The following is a 16205-nucleotide window of genomic DNA, read 5'->3' on the forward strand; positions in this document are numbered from 1 at the left end:
TCGGCTGGCGTTTTTTATTTTGAAGCGTGTAAAAAAGAATAATAAGAAAGTCTAATGTCAAGCTTTAACTTGGTACGAAACTTTGCACTGATACACAGAATCAGCATAAGGTGAAGTGTTAAGTTAAGGTAGAATTATATAGTATTAGTAGTAGCTATCCTGCCATTCCGGCTGGGTGCAGAGCCAAATCATTGGAGATACAGCTTGATTAATGTATTCCTTGTAGATGATCACGAACTGGTTCGCACAGGGATTAGACGTCTTCTTGAAGATGTCCGTGGTATTAAAGTGGTAGGGGAAGCCGTCAGTGGTGAGGAAGCCGTAAAATGGTGTCGTAGCAATCATGCCGATATCATTCTTATGGATATGAATATGCCAGGTATCGGTGGACTTGAAGCAACCCGTAAGATTTTACGATTCAATCCCGATGTAAAGATTATTGTTTTAACAATTCATACGGAAAATCCGTTCCCAACGAAAGTAATGCAAGCAGGTGCTGCTGGTTACTTAACTAAGGGAGCAGGTCCTGATGAAATGGTTAATGCGATTCGAATGGTAAACAGTGGTCAGCGTTACATTTCACCTGAAATTGCGCAGCAGATGGCTTTAAGTCAGTTTGCTTCAAACTCTGAAAACCCTTTTAAAGAGCTTTCTGAGCGTGAACTTCAGATCATGATGATGATCACCAAAGGGCAAAAAGTCACTGACATTTCAGAGCAGTTAAATTTAAGCCCTAAAACCGTGAATAGTTACCGCTATCGTTTGTTCAACAAATTAGATATTAGCGGTGATGTTGAGTTAACTCACCTTGCTATTCGCCACGGAATGCTTGATACAGAGACGTTATAGTGTCAGATGTTCCAAACGAAAAAAGTTTTGATCCTCAAGCTTTTCTGAAAACAGTAACACATCAGCCAGGCGTCTATCGTATGTACGATGCCGCTGGTGTTGTTATTTATGTAGGTAAAGCGAAAGATTTAAAGAAACGCCTATCTAGCTATTTTCGCACTAATGTTGCGGGTGAAAAAACTCGCGCATTGGTGAAAAATATCAGCAATGTGGATGTGACGGTTACCCATACTGAAACTGAAGCCCTTATCCTTGAACACAATTACATCAAGCAGTATTTGCCAAAATACAATGTATTGCTGCGTGATGATAAGTCTTATCCTTATATTCTTCTGAGTGCGAGCAAACATCCTCGTTTGTCGATCCACCGTGGCGTTAAACGTCGTAAAGGAGAGTATTTTGGTCCTTACCCTGATGCTGGCGCAGTGCGAGAAAGTTTGCATTTAATGCAAAAAATCTTTCCTGTGCGTCAATGCGAAGATTCTGTTTATGCTAATCGTAGTCGTCCTTGTTTGATGTATCAAATTGGTCGTTGTTCAGGACCCTGTGTTGAAGGTTTGATCAGCGATGACGAATATCAGCAGCAGGTGCAATTAGTACGGCTATTTTTACAGGGCAAAGATCGCCAAGTGATCAGCATTATGGTCGAAAAAATGGAGCAAGCTAGCCAAGCATTAGAGTTTGAGCGAGCTGCGACTTACCGCGATCAAATTCAGGCATTAAGGCGTATTCAAGAGCAGCAATTCGTTAGCCAAGATAATGAAGATGATATTGATGTTATCGGTATTGCACACAGCAACGGTTTAGCCTGTATTCATGGTTTATATATTCGCCAAGGTAAGATCTTAGGTAGCCGCAGTTATTTCCCTAAAGTCCCAGCCGATGCCACCTTAACCGAAGTCTTAACGGGGTTTGTTACTCAGTATTACTTTAATCAGGTTGAAGGACGTGTGATCCCAAGCGCTATCTTATTAAGTGAAACACTGGGTGAAGAGGGAGAAACCATTGCTAAAGCGTTAACTGAGATGGCGGGGCGTAACATCAGTTTTAAATACAATCCACGGGGAAATCGTGCTCAGTATTTAAAATTGGCGAAAACAAACGCTGAGACGGCACTGACGAGCAAAATAAATCATCGTTTAACGATACAAGAGCGTTTCTTTGCTCTGCAACAAGCATTAAACTTAAAGCCCATTTCACGCATGGAATGTTTTGATATCAGTCATACTATGGGTGAGAAAACAGTCGCTTCTTGCGTGGTATTTAACCAAGACGGTCCTTATAAGCAAGAGTACCGTCGTTATAATATCACTGGCATCACGGGTGGTGATGATTATGCAGCAATGGCACAGGTTTTAGAGCGTCGTTATAGTAAAGAAATGGAATTAGATAAAATTCCAGACATAATTTTCATCGATGGGGGTAGAGGTCAATTATCAAGAGCGTATGATGTAGTAAAACCTTATATTGCTGATTGGCCTAAGCGTCCTATGTTGGTGGGTGTTGCCAAAGGGACAACACGTAAACCAGGCTTAGAAACGTTAATTTTTGTCACTGGCGAAGAAATATCGATGCCAAGTGATTCTCCTGCACTGCATTTAATTCAGCATATTCGTGATGAAAGTCATAACCATGCGATTAGTGGTCACCGTGCCCAACGTGCCAAGGTACGTAAGCGCAGTAGTCTTGAAGATGTAGAAGGTATTGGACCAAAACGACGCCAAGCGTTGCTCAAATATATGGGTGGTATGCAAGAGCTGAAAAAAGCAAGTAAGGAAGAAATCGCAAAAGTACCTGGTATTAGCCCTGCTTTAGCAGAAAAAATAGTCGATGCATTGCAACATAGTTAGTTTGCTGCACTTTTTTGGTTTAATTTACTGATAAATTCGCACATAAGCATACTTTGGAGTAGGCTTGTCGAGTAGATTAAACTCTGATTTTGAACATAAGAATAATATTATGCGTTTATCAATACCTAACATCTTAAGTTTCGTTCGGCTCCTACTCATCCCATTTTTTGTTATTGCCTTTTATGTGCCGTACGAGTGGTCTGCTTTTGCTACAGCGTTGATTTTTTGGATTGCTGGTGTCACTGACTGGTTTGATGGTTACTTAGCTCGTAAGTTAAATCAAACCACCCGTTTTGGTGCCTTCATTGATCCGGTTGCTGACAAATTAATGGTAGCAACAGCGTTAGTGTTAGTCGTAGAACATTACCATTCAGTATGGGTAACGATTCCTGCTGTGACTATGATTGGTCGTGAAATTATCATCTCAGCTCTGCGTGAGTGGATGGCTGAAATTGGTAAACGTGCAAGTGTTGCTGTGTCTTGGGTCGGTAAAGTAAAAACAGCATCGCAGATGTTCGCATTACTATTATTACTATGGCACCCACATGAATATGTTGTGTGGTTAGGTTACGCATCACTTTACGTGGCAATGGTATTAACCTACTGGTCAATGGTGCAATACCTTAAAGCAGCGAAAGATGACTTGTTAAACGCTGATAACCATTAATCGAATATATTGTTTATAAAGGCCTGATTATCAGGCCTTTTTTGTATCTGTTGTTTGCGGTTTTTCGCTATTTCTCTAATCCATAAAGTAACAAAGCGGCGTTAGCTTGTTAGATATAATGAGTAAGAAACAGGGTACTACGTGACGAAAAAACGGTTATTAATATTATTTACAATATATTTATTGAACATGGTTCAATTAAGCAGTATAACGACGAAAACCGTTTCTTATGTTGAAGATTTGATTTTACCTTTGCCTTATATTTGTAGATAACAAAAAGCAGGGTTATGTTTTTATATCAACATGGTAACGCTTTTTTTTGAATTCAATAAAAAACATTGTTCAATAATGGGTGAGTTATGTTCCAGAATAAAACAGTATTAGTACTTGCGGGCGCACAAGGCATTGGTAAAGCATGTAGCCTGTTATTAGCTGCTCAAGGTGCCAATGTTTATGTGGCTGATTGGAATGTTGATGAAGCAGCAGCAACAGCAGAAGAAATTAAGAAAAACAATGGTAAAGCGACAGGCATGTTCTTTAATGCCTTTGATAATGATTCTTACGCACCACTGATTGATTCTATTCTTGAAAAAGAAGGCAAGATTGATGTGCTAGTGAATAACTTTGGCGGTGTTGATTTACGTAAAGATCGTGATTTAGCACATACTGATGTTGCTGATTGGGAAAAGAACATGCTTGCTAACATTAATAGCGTGTTTATTCCGTCAAAAGCCGTGATCCCAACGATGGTGAAAAACGGTGGTGGTAGCATTGTTAACATCTCATCATTGTCTTCTTTAAGTGCTGAGATGTCGAGTATCTCATACGGTACAGCGAAAAATGCCATTAACCATATGACGCGCCAAATCGCAATTCAATATGCGGGTTTCGGTATTCGTTGTAATGCGGTTCTACCGGGCATGATTGCAACGGATGCGGTGAAGAACAACTTGAACCAAGAGTTCATTGATAACTTCTTAGCAACCCAGCCGATTAAGCGCATGGGTGAGCCTGAAGATATCGCGAATGCTGTTAGCTTCCTTGCAAGTGATCTAGCGGGCTTTATTACAGGTGTTTGCTTACCCGTTACTGGTGGTATGAATATCGCACCTGCACGTTACTACTTTGATGCGGACAAAGTTAGCTTCTAATTAGTCGAATATTAATAAGAGGCCGTATTTACGGCCTTTTTTATGGTTATTTATAAACGATGAATACAGTTAAAATATCTCTAAAAGATTCCGTCATTGGCGCAGTGATTAATGCGGTTATCAACTACTTTGTTGCATCACATGCCTTTGCGGATAAATTACATGTGCCTATGTCACTTGACATGATTTCAACAACTGAAGTGTCTGTTTGGGGGCAAGCGGTATCATTATCCTTTGGTTTAGGTGCAATACTTTCATTTATTACTGCGAAAATATTTAGCTCACATACCTTAAAACAATCACCGCATTTAAAACCGCAAGTATCATCAGTGAAATTGTTAAGTCTTGTTTCTATTTCTTTAAATAACACCATGTTCCTATTTGGCTGGTTCGTGGCATTGGCTATTCTTTGGACGCGTTATTTTGGTGTTGTTTTAGTGCCTGTGGTTTCAGCATCAGCAATTGTGGCGATCATGGCTTTTATTGTCACAATGATTGTGGAACAAAGAACTAAAACGAATTTAGTTCAACGCTGGGAAAGCGCCATGAATACAAATAATTAGAAGTTTATCGAAAGCATATCGGGATCATACAGCATTCAATTTTATAACCTGCTAAGGTTTGATGAGACTTAGTATGTTGAGGTGAGATTATGATCCCGATAGATTCTTCCATTGTGGCAGGGGTTGCGTTATCTGAAATAGATGGCGTGATGAAAATGCTACTGATGAAACGAGTAAAAGGCGGATATTGGTGCCATGTTGGCGGCTCTATCGAAGGTGAAGAAACCGCTTGGCAAGCCATTGTTCGTGAGTTTTATGAAGAAACTCAAATCAACGTTGTCGATCTTTACAACGCTCAATACCTCCAACAATTTTTTGAAGCCAATGTGAATGTGCTGCAAATCATTCCTGTTTTCGTTGTTATATGTCCTCCCAATCAAGCCATAGTACTTAATCATGAACACACGGATTATCAATGGTGCACATTAGAAGAAGCGAAAGCGTTAACGCCATTTCCTAATCAGCATCGTGTGTTTGAGCATGTCTGGGCTTACTTTGTTGATAAGCCTATCGAACCTCTTTTTAAAGTTAATATTAAATAGAATTTTCACTCTAACGAAGAAGTTGAAGATATGGGAAAAGTGATATTACAAGGATTTATTGTTGTTCCTGAAGATGAATTGAACATCGTCAGTAAAGCGCTTGAGAAACACGTCGCACTAACAAAGCAAGAGCCCGGCTGTTTAGTGTTTAATGTTAACCAACGCTCACACTCTCCCTGTTATTTTGATGTTTATGAAGAGTTTTCTAACAATAATGCTTTTGAGCATCATCAAAGGCGTGTTACAGCATCTGAATGGGGAAGAATTACCGTCAATGTAGAACGTCATTATGAGGTGTGGCATACCGAGAACGATTAAATATTGATAAAAGGACAGTTCAATGGAATTTTTGCTTCCCTATAAAATCACAATTTGGGTTATTGGCTTAGTGGGGCTGTTGTTGTTACTACAGTTAATCGTTTTAGATGTGTCGATTCTTAGTAAAAAGCACATTCCCGGTTTTGCCATTGAAGCTAACCATGAACACTTTTTATTCCGAGCTAATAGAGCATTAGCTAATAGTAATGAAAGCCTTGGGATCTTTATTGTATTCGTTCTGTTTGCGCTATTTTCTCAGCCTATTGCTCACTGGGTTAATGGTTTCGCTGTGGTTTATTTATTTGGACGAGTAGGGCATATGTTGTGCTATTACTTTAATTTAAAAGTATTACGCAGCATCTTTTTCGTGGTGAGTTTATTGGGGCTTATTGGATTATTTATCACCGCGATAATGGCTTGGCTGTAAGTTGAGTTGTTCTTATTGCTTTGATTATTAAAAATATGGTCACAAAACGTATTTAAAAAGGCACTGGGGTTAAGTTATTACTAGAAAGAGAAAATGCTAAGTGCCTTTTTATTTGATTGCGTTAGCTTACCTTACGTGTTGTTTGATACTGATAAACTTTGGGATAGCTAGAAGCGTCAATAGTCTCGTCTGGTTGAAACCAATGTAAGTGATGAGTCAGTGTCGTCACGCTGCCTATCAAAATTAGAGCAGGGCTTTCAGCGTGTTCTGCTAATGATTCTAACTGAGCTAAATCGCCTGTGTGTACTCGCTGTTGTGAACTTGTACCACGTTCGATAATAGCGATAGGGGTTGCCAGTGACATGCCATAAGCACTGAGTTTATGACGAATAACATGGCTTTGGTTTAACCCCATGTAGAATACCAAAGTGTGATTTGCTCGTGCTAATGACGACCAATCGATTTGATCTTTGCCTTCTTTTAGATGCCCTGTAATAAACTGAACACTTTGGGCGTGATCTCGGTGTGTTAAAGGAATACCTGAATAAGCAGCGCAGCCTGATGCAGCGGTAATGCCGGGTACAACTTCAAACGGGATCTTAAAAGGAAGTAGCGCTTCTAACTCTTCACCACCACGACCAAAAATGAAAGGATCGCCTCCTTTAAGCCTTACGACTAATTTACCGTTAAGTGCTTGTGATACTAGAATTTGGTTGATATCACCTTGCGGCACACAATGATTGCCTGCTTCTTTACCCACAAAAATACGTTCGCAGTGGTGAGGGAATAGCTCAACAATTTCGTTAGACACAAGGCGATCATAGACAATGACATCAGCCTGTTGAATACAACGTAATGCTTTCACTGTTAACAGATCAGGATCACCGGGACCTGCACCAACAAGTATGACTTTACCGATATTGGCACAAGCCTTTACTTCTGATTGTGGTAGTGAATACACAGTTTCGTTTGTTGTCATTCTATTTGCTCCAGGCTGAGTCTTTATCTTATGTCGTAAATTAAGCTGTTTGCTTTTGAGCGCTTGCTTGAGCAGATCCTAAGTATGGACGTTGTACGCGTGGCGTTGCAAACCAGTAACCTAATCCCATAAATACAACACCTGAAATTGTGTTACCTAGCGTTACCCAAAATAGGTTGTGAGCGATACCAGCAAGAGTAAAGGCTTCAGTGTGCTGACCAAACCAAGATAGAGCAAAGATCGTCATGTTTGCGATTGAGTGTTCGTAACCTGATGCGATAAAGGCAAGTAAACACCACCAAATAGCAATGAATTTCGCTGAGCCTTCAACACGTTGGCACATCCAGATTGCTAAACAGACTAACCAGTTACATAAAATGCCTTTAAAGAGCAGTACAGTGGCTGATGCTTCTGTTTTAGCAAGAGCAACGTTATTCACTAAGCTGCTTGAATCAGGAAGCAGTTTTCCGCCGCCAGCGTAGAAGAAGAGTAACGCAACACCAATGGAGCCAAGTAGGTTACCCATCCATGTTTGTGGTAATACACGAAGAGTATCTGCAACGGTGATTTGACCAGTTTTCACACCAAAGGTTAAAAACATCGTGTGACCTGTAAATAACTCAGAGCCAGCCACGATAACAAGGGTAAGTGCGATACCGAATGTCGCGCCCATTACTAGTGGGCGAATAGAAGGATCAACCATATTTCCTAGGGTGAAAATAAGAATGATCCCTAAACCGACATAAGCGCCAGCCATTGCGGAGCTTAGCCAAAAACCAACTTTTTCCTTATCTGCAAATTCAACAATACGTGCGGCATTGGCTGAACATTTCTTTATTGTGTCTGCGTACATAGTATTTCCCTGTATAAAATTAAACTCTTTGGGATAGATAACCTAACCGCTAGGCTCTATACCTATGCCAAAAAGTGGGAAATAGCACTGAGGCTATTTCCCAATAGCGTGTTACAGCTGAATGAGTACGTTGCCGTCTTTGACTTGAACTTGATAGCTTTCGATATTCATCTCTGGGTTTTCTAAACAACGTCCATTAGCTAGCGCAAAGCGCTGTTTTTTCAGAGGGCTAGCTACCCATAATTCGCCTTGGTGCTCGCAAATGATGCCGCGAGATAACACATTGGATTTTGAAAAAGGATCCATGTTGTTAATCGCAAACAGTTGCTCACTTTGATCGGGACGGAAGATAGCCACTTGGGTATTTTCAATCAGAGCGCAGACTCCTGTACCCGGAATCAAATCATCTAATTGACAGGCTGTGATCCAAGAACTCATACGTTTTCCTCCAATGAAATAGCATAGGTGTGCGCTTTTTCTTCGTTTGTTGCAGGGCGGTGCTGATCACGGCTAGGCACAAACACCACATTGTCATCACGCTTGTCGCTGTTAATGAAATGGCTAAAGCGTTTTAGCTGTTGTTCGTTATCTAGTGTATTTGACCACTCACACTGGTAAGAACTGATCAGCTTTTCAATATCAGCTTCAAGTTGCTCGTTGATACCTAGCTTGTCGTTAACAATCACTTCACGTAGGTATTCAACACCACCATCAAGGCTTTCTAACCAAGTAGAGGTACGCTGTAGTTTGTCGGCAGTACGGACATAGAACATCAAGTAGCGATCGACGTATTTGATGAGTGTGTCATGGTCGAGATCGGCTGCCAGTAAATCACCGTGGCGAGGTTTCATACCACCGTTACCACCAACGTACATGTTCCAACCAGCGTCCGTTGCGATGATGCCAAGATCTTTACCTTGGGCCTCAGCACACTCACGGGTACAGCCAGAAACACCAAACTTCATCTTGTGAGGAGTACGGATCCCTTTGTAGCGATTTTCAAGTTCTACACCTAAGCCAACGCTGTCTTGCACACCGAAGCGACACCAAGTGCTACCAACACAAGTTTTCGCCATACGTAGCGCTTTTGCATAGGCTTGACCTGTTTCGAAACCCGCTTCAATTAAGCGTTTCCAAATTGCTGGTAAATCGTCTTTTTGAGCGCCAAATAAACCAATACGCTGCGCACCTGTGATCTTGGTGTAAAGGTTATAGTCGTTAGCGACTTGCGCCACTGCTAATAAACCTGCAGGTGTCACTTCACCGCCAGCCATACGTGGGATCACAGAGTAAGTGCCATCTTTTTGCATGTTGCCAAGGAAAATATCATTGGTGTCTTGCAGTGGGGTATTTTGTGGCGTTAGGACATAGTCATTCCAGCAAGAAGCCAGAATAGAGCCAACCGTTGGCTTACAGACTTCACAGCCATAGCCTTGCCCGTATTTCGCTAATAGCTCATCGAAGGATTTGATCTCTTCAATACGGATCAGATGGAATAGCTCTTGGCGAGAATAAGCAAAGTGCTCACAAAGATGGTTATTCACTTCAATACCGGCTTTGGCAAGTTCGCTATTAAGCACTTGGGTGATCAATGGTAAACAACCACCACAGCCAGTACCGGCTTTAGTAACGGCTTTGATTTCACCTAATGTGGTGTGTCCTTCGGCAACAGCAGCGGCAATTTTGCCTTTAGTCACATCAAAACATGAACACATCACAGCGCTGTCAGGTAGCGATTCTACGCCCATCGCAGGTTTCTCTGCTCCGGTATGAGCAGGAAGAATCAAGCTATCAGGGTTTTCTGGCAGTTCGACGTTGTTAAGTGCTAACTGAAGTAGGTTACCGTAGTCAGCAGTATCACCAACGAGTACTGCACCTAGCAGTGTTTTACCGTCATCAGACACAATAATGCGTTTGTAAACTTCTTCTTGTTCATTTAAGTAAACATAGCTCTTACAGTTTTCGGTACGACCATTCGCATCGCCAATACTACCGACTTTCACACCAAGTAGTTTTAGCTTGGCACTCATGTCAGCACCTTCAAACTGCTGCTCTTCACCTAATAAGTGACCAACAGCGATTTGTGCCATTTTGTAACCCGGTGCAACAAGGCCAAAGAACATGTTGTTCCAAGAAGCACATTCGCCAATTGCGTAAACATCGTTATCTGAAGTTTGGCAGAAGTTGTTGATTGCAATACCGCCACGCACACCTGTTTCTAAACCACATTGAGACGCCAGTTTATCTTGCGGGCGAATACCGGTTGAGAAAACAATAAAGTCCACTTCAAGTGATGTGCCATCTGCAAATTGCAGGGTATTACGGGCATTTTCACCAGAAGCAATAATTTCTTTTGTATTTTTGCTGGTGTGAACGTTAACGCCTAATTGCTCGATCTTTTTGCGTAATTGCTGACCACCTTGTGGATCTAATTGCTCAGCCATGAGTACTGGGGCAAATTCGATCACATGGGTTTCAACACCTAATGCTTTTAATGCGCCAGCAGCTTCGAGTCCTAAAAGACCACCGCCGATTACAACACCACTTTTGCTGCGTTTTGCGGTTGCTTCAATGGCTTTGAGATCTTCGATCGTGCGGTAAACAAAACAGTCTTTATTTTCACTACCTTTGATAGGTGGAACCCAAGGGTAGGAGCCTGTTGCCATGATCAGTTTGTCGTAACGAATTTCACGGCCAGTGTTAGATAGGATGAGTTTTTGCTCACGGTTTACGTTAATAGCACGTTCACCTAACAGCACATTAATACCGTGTTTTTCGTAAAGCCCTTGTTTTACAAGAGAGAGCTCATCGGCTGTGTGGTGAGAAAAATAAGATGATAAATGCACACGGTCATAAGCGACGCGAGGCTCTTCACAGAAGACAGTGATCTCGTAGTTATTGATCTCTGTGCGATCAATTAACTCTTCGATGTAACGGTGGCCGACCATACCGTTGCCGATAATCGCCAATTTGACTTTACTCATAACACCTACTTAACCATGCTTTAAATTGCATTCAGTGTATTAAGACAAATTGTGAAGAAATATGATTTAAATCAAGAGGTATTCTAAATACCTCTTTAGGGGTAGTTCTGTAAAATCAATTGTTTATGTGGTTTTTTAAGGTGGGTTTGCAAGATGCTATGTTGCAGCTTTAAGTTTTGCTTAACTACGAGGTAAGTTTATCTTATTGTTTTTAAATACACTTATTTGTTTTGTATCGTTTAAATGTGAGAAGTTAGTAATAAATACTGTGTTTTCTAGAATGTATTTCGGTGTCTACCGAGTAATTTAAAATCAATGTAAAAGATTATGTTTTTTTATTAATGGTTGTTGTTTTTCTATTCAGTCTTGTGATATTTTTCTGCGCAATCCTTGCTGATAAGCAGGACGATAAGTAATTGAACTGTAATTACGCCGTAGGTATTTATGCAATCGATGCATAAATAGAAGGGAATTAATACGCTGTTTTGCTGACAAGAAAGCGAACACATATTGAAGGAACCCAACAGTGAATTTTGTATCGCTATCATTCCATTTTGGTTTTCACTTACCGAAATACCGTGTTATCACGGAGCCTTGATCGTTCCTGATCGAATATTACGTTTGTCGTGCGTCTTTCGCTTTTTACGTAAGTAAAAGGCATTTTTGATACGCTTTAAATACGTAATTCCATTTCATTAGCACCCAAATCAGGTGCTTACATTGTTAGTTGTACAGCTATGTACCTCTCTTTTGTCACATCTATTCGGTGGTAATGGAGCGGTAATGATTGGAACGAGATATGTCTACACTTTTTAATTTTCAAGAAACAGAGCTCTCTGTAACTGTACCTGTTGTTAATGACTTATATGACTTAACGCTTGATGAGTTATTACTAAGCCAAGAACATTATGAGTCAGAAGTTCGCTCATATCCGCGACGCCTACCACTTGCTATTGCTAAAGCAGCAGGTGTGTTAGTCGAAGATACCCGTGGGCAGTTGTTTGTCGATTGCTTAGCAGGGGCAGGTACATTAGCACTGGGTTATAACCACCCCGAAATCAATAAAGCGATTGTTGAACAATTAGAATCTGGCCTGCCATATCAAACCCTTGATATTACAACGGCAGCGAAAGATAACTTCATCAAACAACTGATTAATTTCCTACCAGAGTCGTTTGCAAACAATGCTTGTGTACAGTTTTGTGGTCCATCTGGTGCCGATGCCGTAGAAGCTGCGATTAAATTAGCAAAGCAAACCACGGGTCGAAATACCATGGCAGCCTTCCACGGTGCCTATCACGGTATGACGAACGGCACCATGGCGATGATGGGTAATCTAAACACTAAATCTCGCCGCCAAGGGTTAATGGCAGACGTGCATTTCTTACCATTTCCTTATTCACTACGTTGTCCGTATGGTTTGTCCGGTGATGAAGGCGCTAAACAAAGCCTTCGATATATTGAGCGTATGCTTTGTGATGATGAAAGTGGTATTCAAAAACCAGCAGCAATCATTGTTGAGCCTGTGCAAGGCGAGGGCGGTGTTATTCCTGCACCTGCTTTTTGGCTGCGAGAATTACGTCGAATTACCCAAGAGCACGGTATTTTACTTATTTTCGATGAAATTCAATGTGGTATAGGTAAAACAGGATTTAACTTTGCTTTTGAAGAGTCAGGTATTACCCCTGATATTCTATGTTTATCAAAAGCGGTTGGCGGTGGTTTGCCAATGTCTGTACTGGTTTTCAATAAAGAGATTGATAGCTGGAATCCGGGCGAACACACAGGCACATTTCGTGGTAATCAGCTGGCAATGGCGACAGGTGCCAAAGCATTAGAAATTATTGAACGTGATGGTTTGGTAGAGCATGCACAAAAAGCAGGAATGTATCTACGTTGTGGTTTAGAGAAAATCGCAGCAGAGACCAGCTGTATTGCGGAAGTGCGTGGCAAAGGCTTAATGCTAGGTGTTGAGATTGTTAAAGCAGATGGAAGTAAGAACAAATTTGGTGAGCCTGTGGCAGATCCTGATTTAACTGCTGCTATTCAACGCTCAGCCCTTGAGCGTGGTTTGATCATTGAAAAAGGTGGTCGACAAGGTTCAGTATTACGCTTCTTACCGCCATTGATCATCAGTTTTGAGCAGTTGGATTTTGTATTAGCAACAATGAAAGCAGCAATTGAAGCGCATGTAACGCCCATTGCTCAAACGCAAGTTGTTGATACTCCCATATCTAATTGGCAACAACACTTTATTCAAACGGGGAAAGGGGGGGCTGAAACGTTTGAAGTGGCGCTCAATCACACTACGCAAGTGCTGAAGAAAGTGTTTGAGCAAACTAATCAGCCATATTCTGGTTTAGATCCTCAAGTACTCAAGACCTTAATTAATGGTATTGATTTAAATCAGCCACAATCTTCATTAGATGCTGTGATTGAACAAACGGGCGATCTTATCGCGAAGCACTCAATCATGGTGCAACACCCGCACTGTATTGCCCATTTGCATACACCGCCACTTGTACCTGCTATTGCCGCAGAAGCCTTTATTGCGGCTTTAAATCAGTCAATGGACTCTTGGGATCAAGCTAGTGCTGCGACATTTGTTGAGCAAAAAATTGTAGATTGGTTATGTGAGATCTATCAACTCGGTCATCAAGCTGATGGTGTGTTCACCAGTGGCGGCACACAAAGTAATTTGATGGGGTTATTGCTGGCTCGTGATTGGGCGGCAGATACGATTTCTGGCCATAATATTCAGCAGCAAGGTTTACCTACCTATGCAGAAAAAATGCGTATTTTATGTTCAAAAAAATCGCATTTCACCGTGCAAAAATCAGCATCATTAATGGGACTTGGTGAGCAGTCTGTCGTATGTGTTGATACTAATCCTGATGGCACTATTCAATTAGCATCATTAATTACCACGATTGAATCATTAAAAGCAGACGACCTTATTCCGTTTGCTGTTGTTGGAACAGCAGGAACAACAGATCACGGTGCAATTGATGATTTGACTGGCCTAGCAGATATTTCAGCTCGTTATAACCTTTGGTTTCATGTCGATGGTGCTTATGGCGGTGCGCTGATTTTAAGTCGTCATCAAAGTCGCTTACATGGCATTGAAAAAGCTGATTCCCTAAGTGTTGATTTTCACAAGCTTTTCTTCCAACCGATCAGCTGTGGTGCTGTATTAGTGAAAGATAAATCTCACTTTAAATACCTGCTTCATCATGCTGATTATCTCAATCGTGAAGATGATTTATTGCCGAATTTGGTCGATAAGTCGATTGCAACCACTAAACGTTTTGATGCACTTAAAGTGTTAATGACGATGCAAAGCGTAGGCGCTGATGCGCTTGGTGAAATGTATGATCATCTGTTGAGCCAAACTCAGTCTGTAGCTGATTTAGTCAATCAACAGCCGAATTTTGAACTGCTTGCTGATCCTGCGCTTTCGACTGTGTTATTCCGCTATGTGGGCGACAATACAGATATAACAGAACCGAAACTCAATCAATTAAATAAGCAGCTTCGCATTGATGCTTTGGTTAAAGGAGAAGCGGTATTAGGGGAAACCCTTGTCGATGGCAAAGTGGCACTGAAATTCACGATTTTAAATCCGTGCCTAACAATCAATGATTTTAAAACCTTATTGAATAAAATCGCTCAATTGGGCCAATCGTTATCGTCTTCAACTCAATAAGACAACCATCTATATATGAATTTAAAAGGAAAGAAATAATGGCTATTTTACAAATTGGTGCTGGTGGTGTTGGCTGGGTTGTTGTACATAAAGCGGCGCAAAATAATGATGTATTGGGCGATATCACGATCGCTTCACGTACTATTACTAAGTGCGAAAAGATCATTAGCTCAATTGATAAGAAAAATAACTTAAAAGATCCAAGTAAGAAGCTGCAAGCTCGTACTGTTAATGCGGATGATGTCGATGCATTAGTCGCTTTAATTAAAGAAGTAAAACCAGACTTGGTAATTAATGCGGGTCCTCCTTGGGTCAATATGACCATCATGGAAGCGTGTTATCAAACGAAAGTTTCGTATTTAGATACATCCGTAGCGGTTGATTTGTGCTCTGAAGGTCAGCAAGTCCCACAAGCTTATGATTGGCAATGGGGCTACCGTGAGAAATTCAAAGAAGCAGGGATCACTGGCATTCTAGGTGCAGGTTTTGATCCGGGTGTTGTTAGTGTATTTGCTGCTTATGCGGTGAAACATCTGTTCGATGAAATTGACACCATTGATGTCATGGATGTGAATGCAGGTGATCACGGTAAGAAGTTTGCGACTAACTTTGACCCTGAAACCAATATGCTAGAAATCCAAGGTGATTCATTCTATTGGGAAAACGGTGAATGGAAACAAGTCGGTTGTCATAGCCGCATGCTTGAGTTTGATTTCCCGTTAGTCGGTAAGCATAAAGTTTATTCAATGGCACATGATGAAGTACGTTCAATGCAGGAGTTTATTCCAGCAAAACGTATTGAGTTTTGGATGGGCTTTGGTGACAAATACCTAAATTACTTTAATTGTATGCGTGATATTGGCTTATTAAGTCCAGATCCACTAACGCTGCATGATGGTACTGTCGTACAACCACTGCATGTTTTGAAAGCGTTATTACCTGATCCAACATCGCTTGCTCCGGGCTATACAGGAAAAACCTGTATTGGTACTTGGGTGCAAGGTAAAAAAGACGGTAAAGAGCGCAGTGTGTTTATCTATAACAACGCTGATCATGAAGTGGCGTATGAAGATGTAGAGCATCAAGCAATATCATACACAACGGGTGTTCCGGCTATAACTGCCGCATTACAGTTCTTTAATGGCAAATGGGCAGATAAAGGTGTGTTCAATATGGAGCAGCTAGACCCAGATCCATTCTTAGCAACAATGCCAACAATTGGTTTAGATTGGCATGTTCAAGAATTGCCTGTTGGCCAGCCTGATATTCATATCTTGAAATAAGACACATCTATTATAAGCGAGCTTGTATAAAGA

At 41.1% G+C, this 16205-nt stretch carries 14 protein-coding genes; 10 read left to right on the forward strand and 4 right to left on the reverse strand.

Going from position 1 to position 16205, the window contains the following annotated elements:
• The first annotated feature begins 204 nt into the window (after positions 1-204).
• The 8 genes from uvrY (at position 205) to E5A76_RS03915 (ending at position 6367) form a co-directional block, all read left to right on the forward strand.
• Positions 205-849, forward strand: a complete 645-nt coding sequence (gene uvrY, locus E5A76_RS03880) for a UvrY/SirA/GacA family response regulator transcription factor (protein ID WP_008987315.1) — start codon at positions 205-207, stop codon at positions 847-849.
• Entirely contained in the window at positions 849-2699 is a 1851-nt protein-coding gene (gene uvrC, locus E5A76_RS03885; RefSeq protein ID WP_161118153.1) for an excinuclease ABC subunit UvrC, read from the forward strand. Before uvrY ends, uvrC begins: the two co-directional genes overlap by 1 nt.
• Before the next feature lie 109 nt (positions 2700-2808).
• Positions 2809-3366: a CDP-diacylglycerol--glycerol-3-phosphate 3-phosphatidyltransferase gene (gene pgsA, locus E5A76_RS03890; RefSeq protein WP_053986740.1), complete on the forward strand. Its 558-nt coding sequence runs from the start codon at positions 2809-2811 to the stop codon at positions 3364-3366.
• Between the two features lie 359 nt (positions 3367-3725).
• Complete coding sequence (locus tag E5A76_RS03895) at positions 3726-4517, forward strand: SDR family NAD(P)-dependent oxidoreductase (protein ID WP_107165224.1); 792 nt, start codon at positions 3726-3728, stop codon at positions 4515-4517.
• A gap of 59 nt (positions 4518-4576) precedes the next feature.
• Positions 4577-5080: a permease gene (locus tag E5A76_RS03900; protein WP_161118154.1), complete on the forward strand. Its 504-nt coding sequence runs from the start codon at positions 4577-4579 to the stop codon at positions 5078-5080.
• A gap of 89 nt (positions 5081-5169) precedes the next feature.
• The gene (locus E5A76_RS03905) at positions 5170-5622 is read left to right on the forward strand and encodes an NUDIX hydrolase (RefSeq protein ID WP_161118155.1); all 453 of its coding nucleotides are present in this window, start codon (positions 5170-5172) and stop codon (positions 5620-5622) included.
• A gap of 30 nt (positions 5623-5652) precedes the next feature.
• Positions 5653-5940 (forward strand): putative quinol monooxygenase, encoded by a 288-nt coding sequence (locus E5A76_RS03910; RefSeq protein WP_023931879.1) that lies wholly within the window; start codon positions 5653-5655, stop codon positions 5938-5940.
• A 22-nt stretch (positions 5941-5962) separates the two neighbouring features.
• Positions 5963-6367: an MAPEG family protein gene (locus tag E5A76_RS03915; protein ID WP_161118156.1), complete on the forward strand. Its 405-nt coding sequence runs from the start codon at positions 5963-5965 to the stop codon at positions 6365-6367.
• A 121-nt stretch (positions 6368-6488) separates the two neighbouring features.
• On the opposite strand, the gene cobA is transcribed toward E5A76_RS03915, so the two are convergent.
• From cobA to nirB, 4 genes are all read right to left on the reverse strand, one after another.
• The gene (gene cobA, locus E5A76_RS03920) at positions 6489-7346 is read right to left on the reverse strand and encodes a uroporphyrinogen-III C-methyltransferase (RefSeq protein ID WP_161118157.1); all 858 of its coding nucleotides are present in this window, start codon (positions 7344-7346) and stop codon (positions 6489-6491) included.
• Between the two features lie 40 nt (positions 7347-7386).
• Positions 7387-8199, reverse strand: a complete 813-nt coding sequence (nirC, locus tag E5A76_RS03925; protein WP_161118158.1) for a nitrite transporter NirC — start codon at positions 8197-8199, stop codon at positions 7387-7389.
• A 111-nt stretch (positions 8200-8310) separates the two neighbouring features.
• Positions 8311-8637 carry a nitrite reductase small subunit NirD gene (gene nirD / locus E5A76_RS03930; protein WP_161118159.1) on the reverse strand — a complete coding sequence of 109 codons (327 nt, stop codon included), beginning with the start codon at positions 8635-8637 and terminating at the stop codon, positions 8311-8313.
• The gene (gene nirB, locus E5A76_RS03935; protein ID WP_161118160.1) at positions 8634-11183 is read right to left on the reverse strand and encodes a nitrite reductase large subunit NirB; all 2550 of its coding nucleotides are present in this window, start codon (positions 11181-11183) and stop codon (positions 8634-8636) included. Before nirB ends, nirD begins: the two co-directional genes overlap by 4 nt.
• 799 nt (positions 11184-11982) lie before the next feature.
• Between nirB and E5A76_RS03940 the strand changes: the two genes are divergently transcribed.
• Positions 11983-14889 (forward strand): pyridoxal phosphate-dependent class III aminotransferase, encoded by a 2907-nt coding sequence (locus E5A76_RS03940; protein WP_161118161.1) that lies wholly within the window; start codon positions 11983-11985, stop codon positions 14887-14889.
• A gap of 38 nt (positions 14890-14927) precedes the next feature.
• Positions 14928-16172: a carboxynorspermidine synthase gene (locus tag E5A76_RS03945; protein WP_161118162.1), complete on the forward strand. Its 1245-nt coding sequence runs from the start codon at positions 14928-14930 to the stop codon at positions 16170-16172.
• The last annotated feature ends 33 nt before the right edge of the window (positions 16173-16205 follow it).

Origin of the sequence: Photobacterium lucens (assembly GCF_009873615.1) — a bacterium.
GTDB classification, from domain to species: Bacteria; Pseudomonadota; Gammaproteobacteria; order Enterobacterales; family Vibrionaceae; genus Photobacterium; species Photobacterium lucens.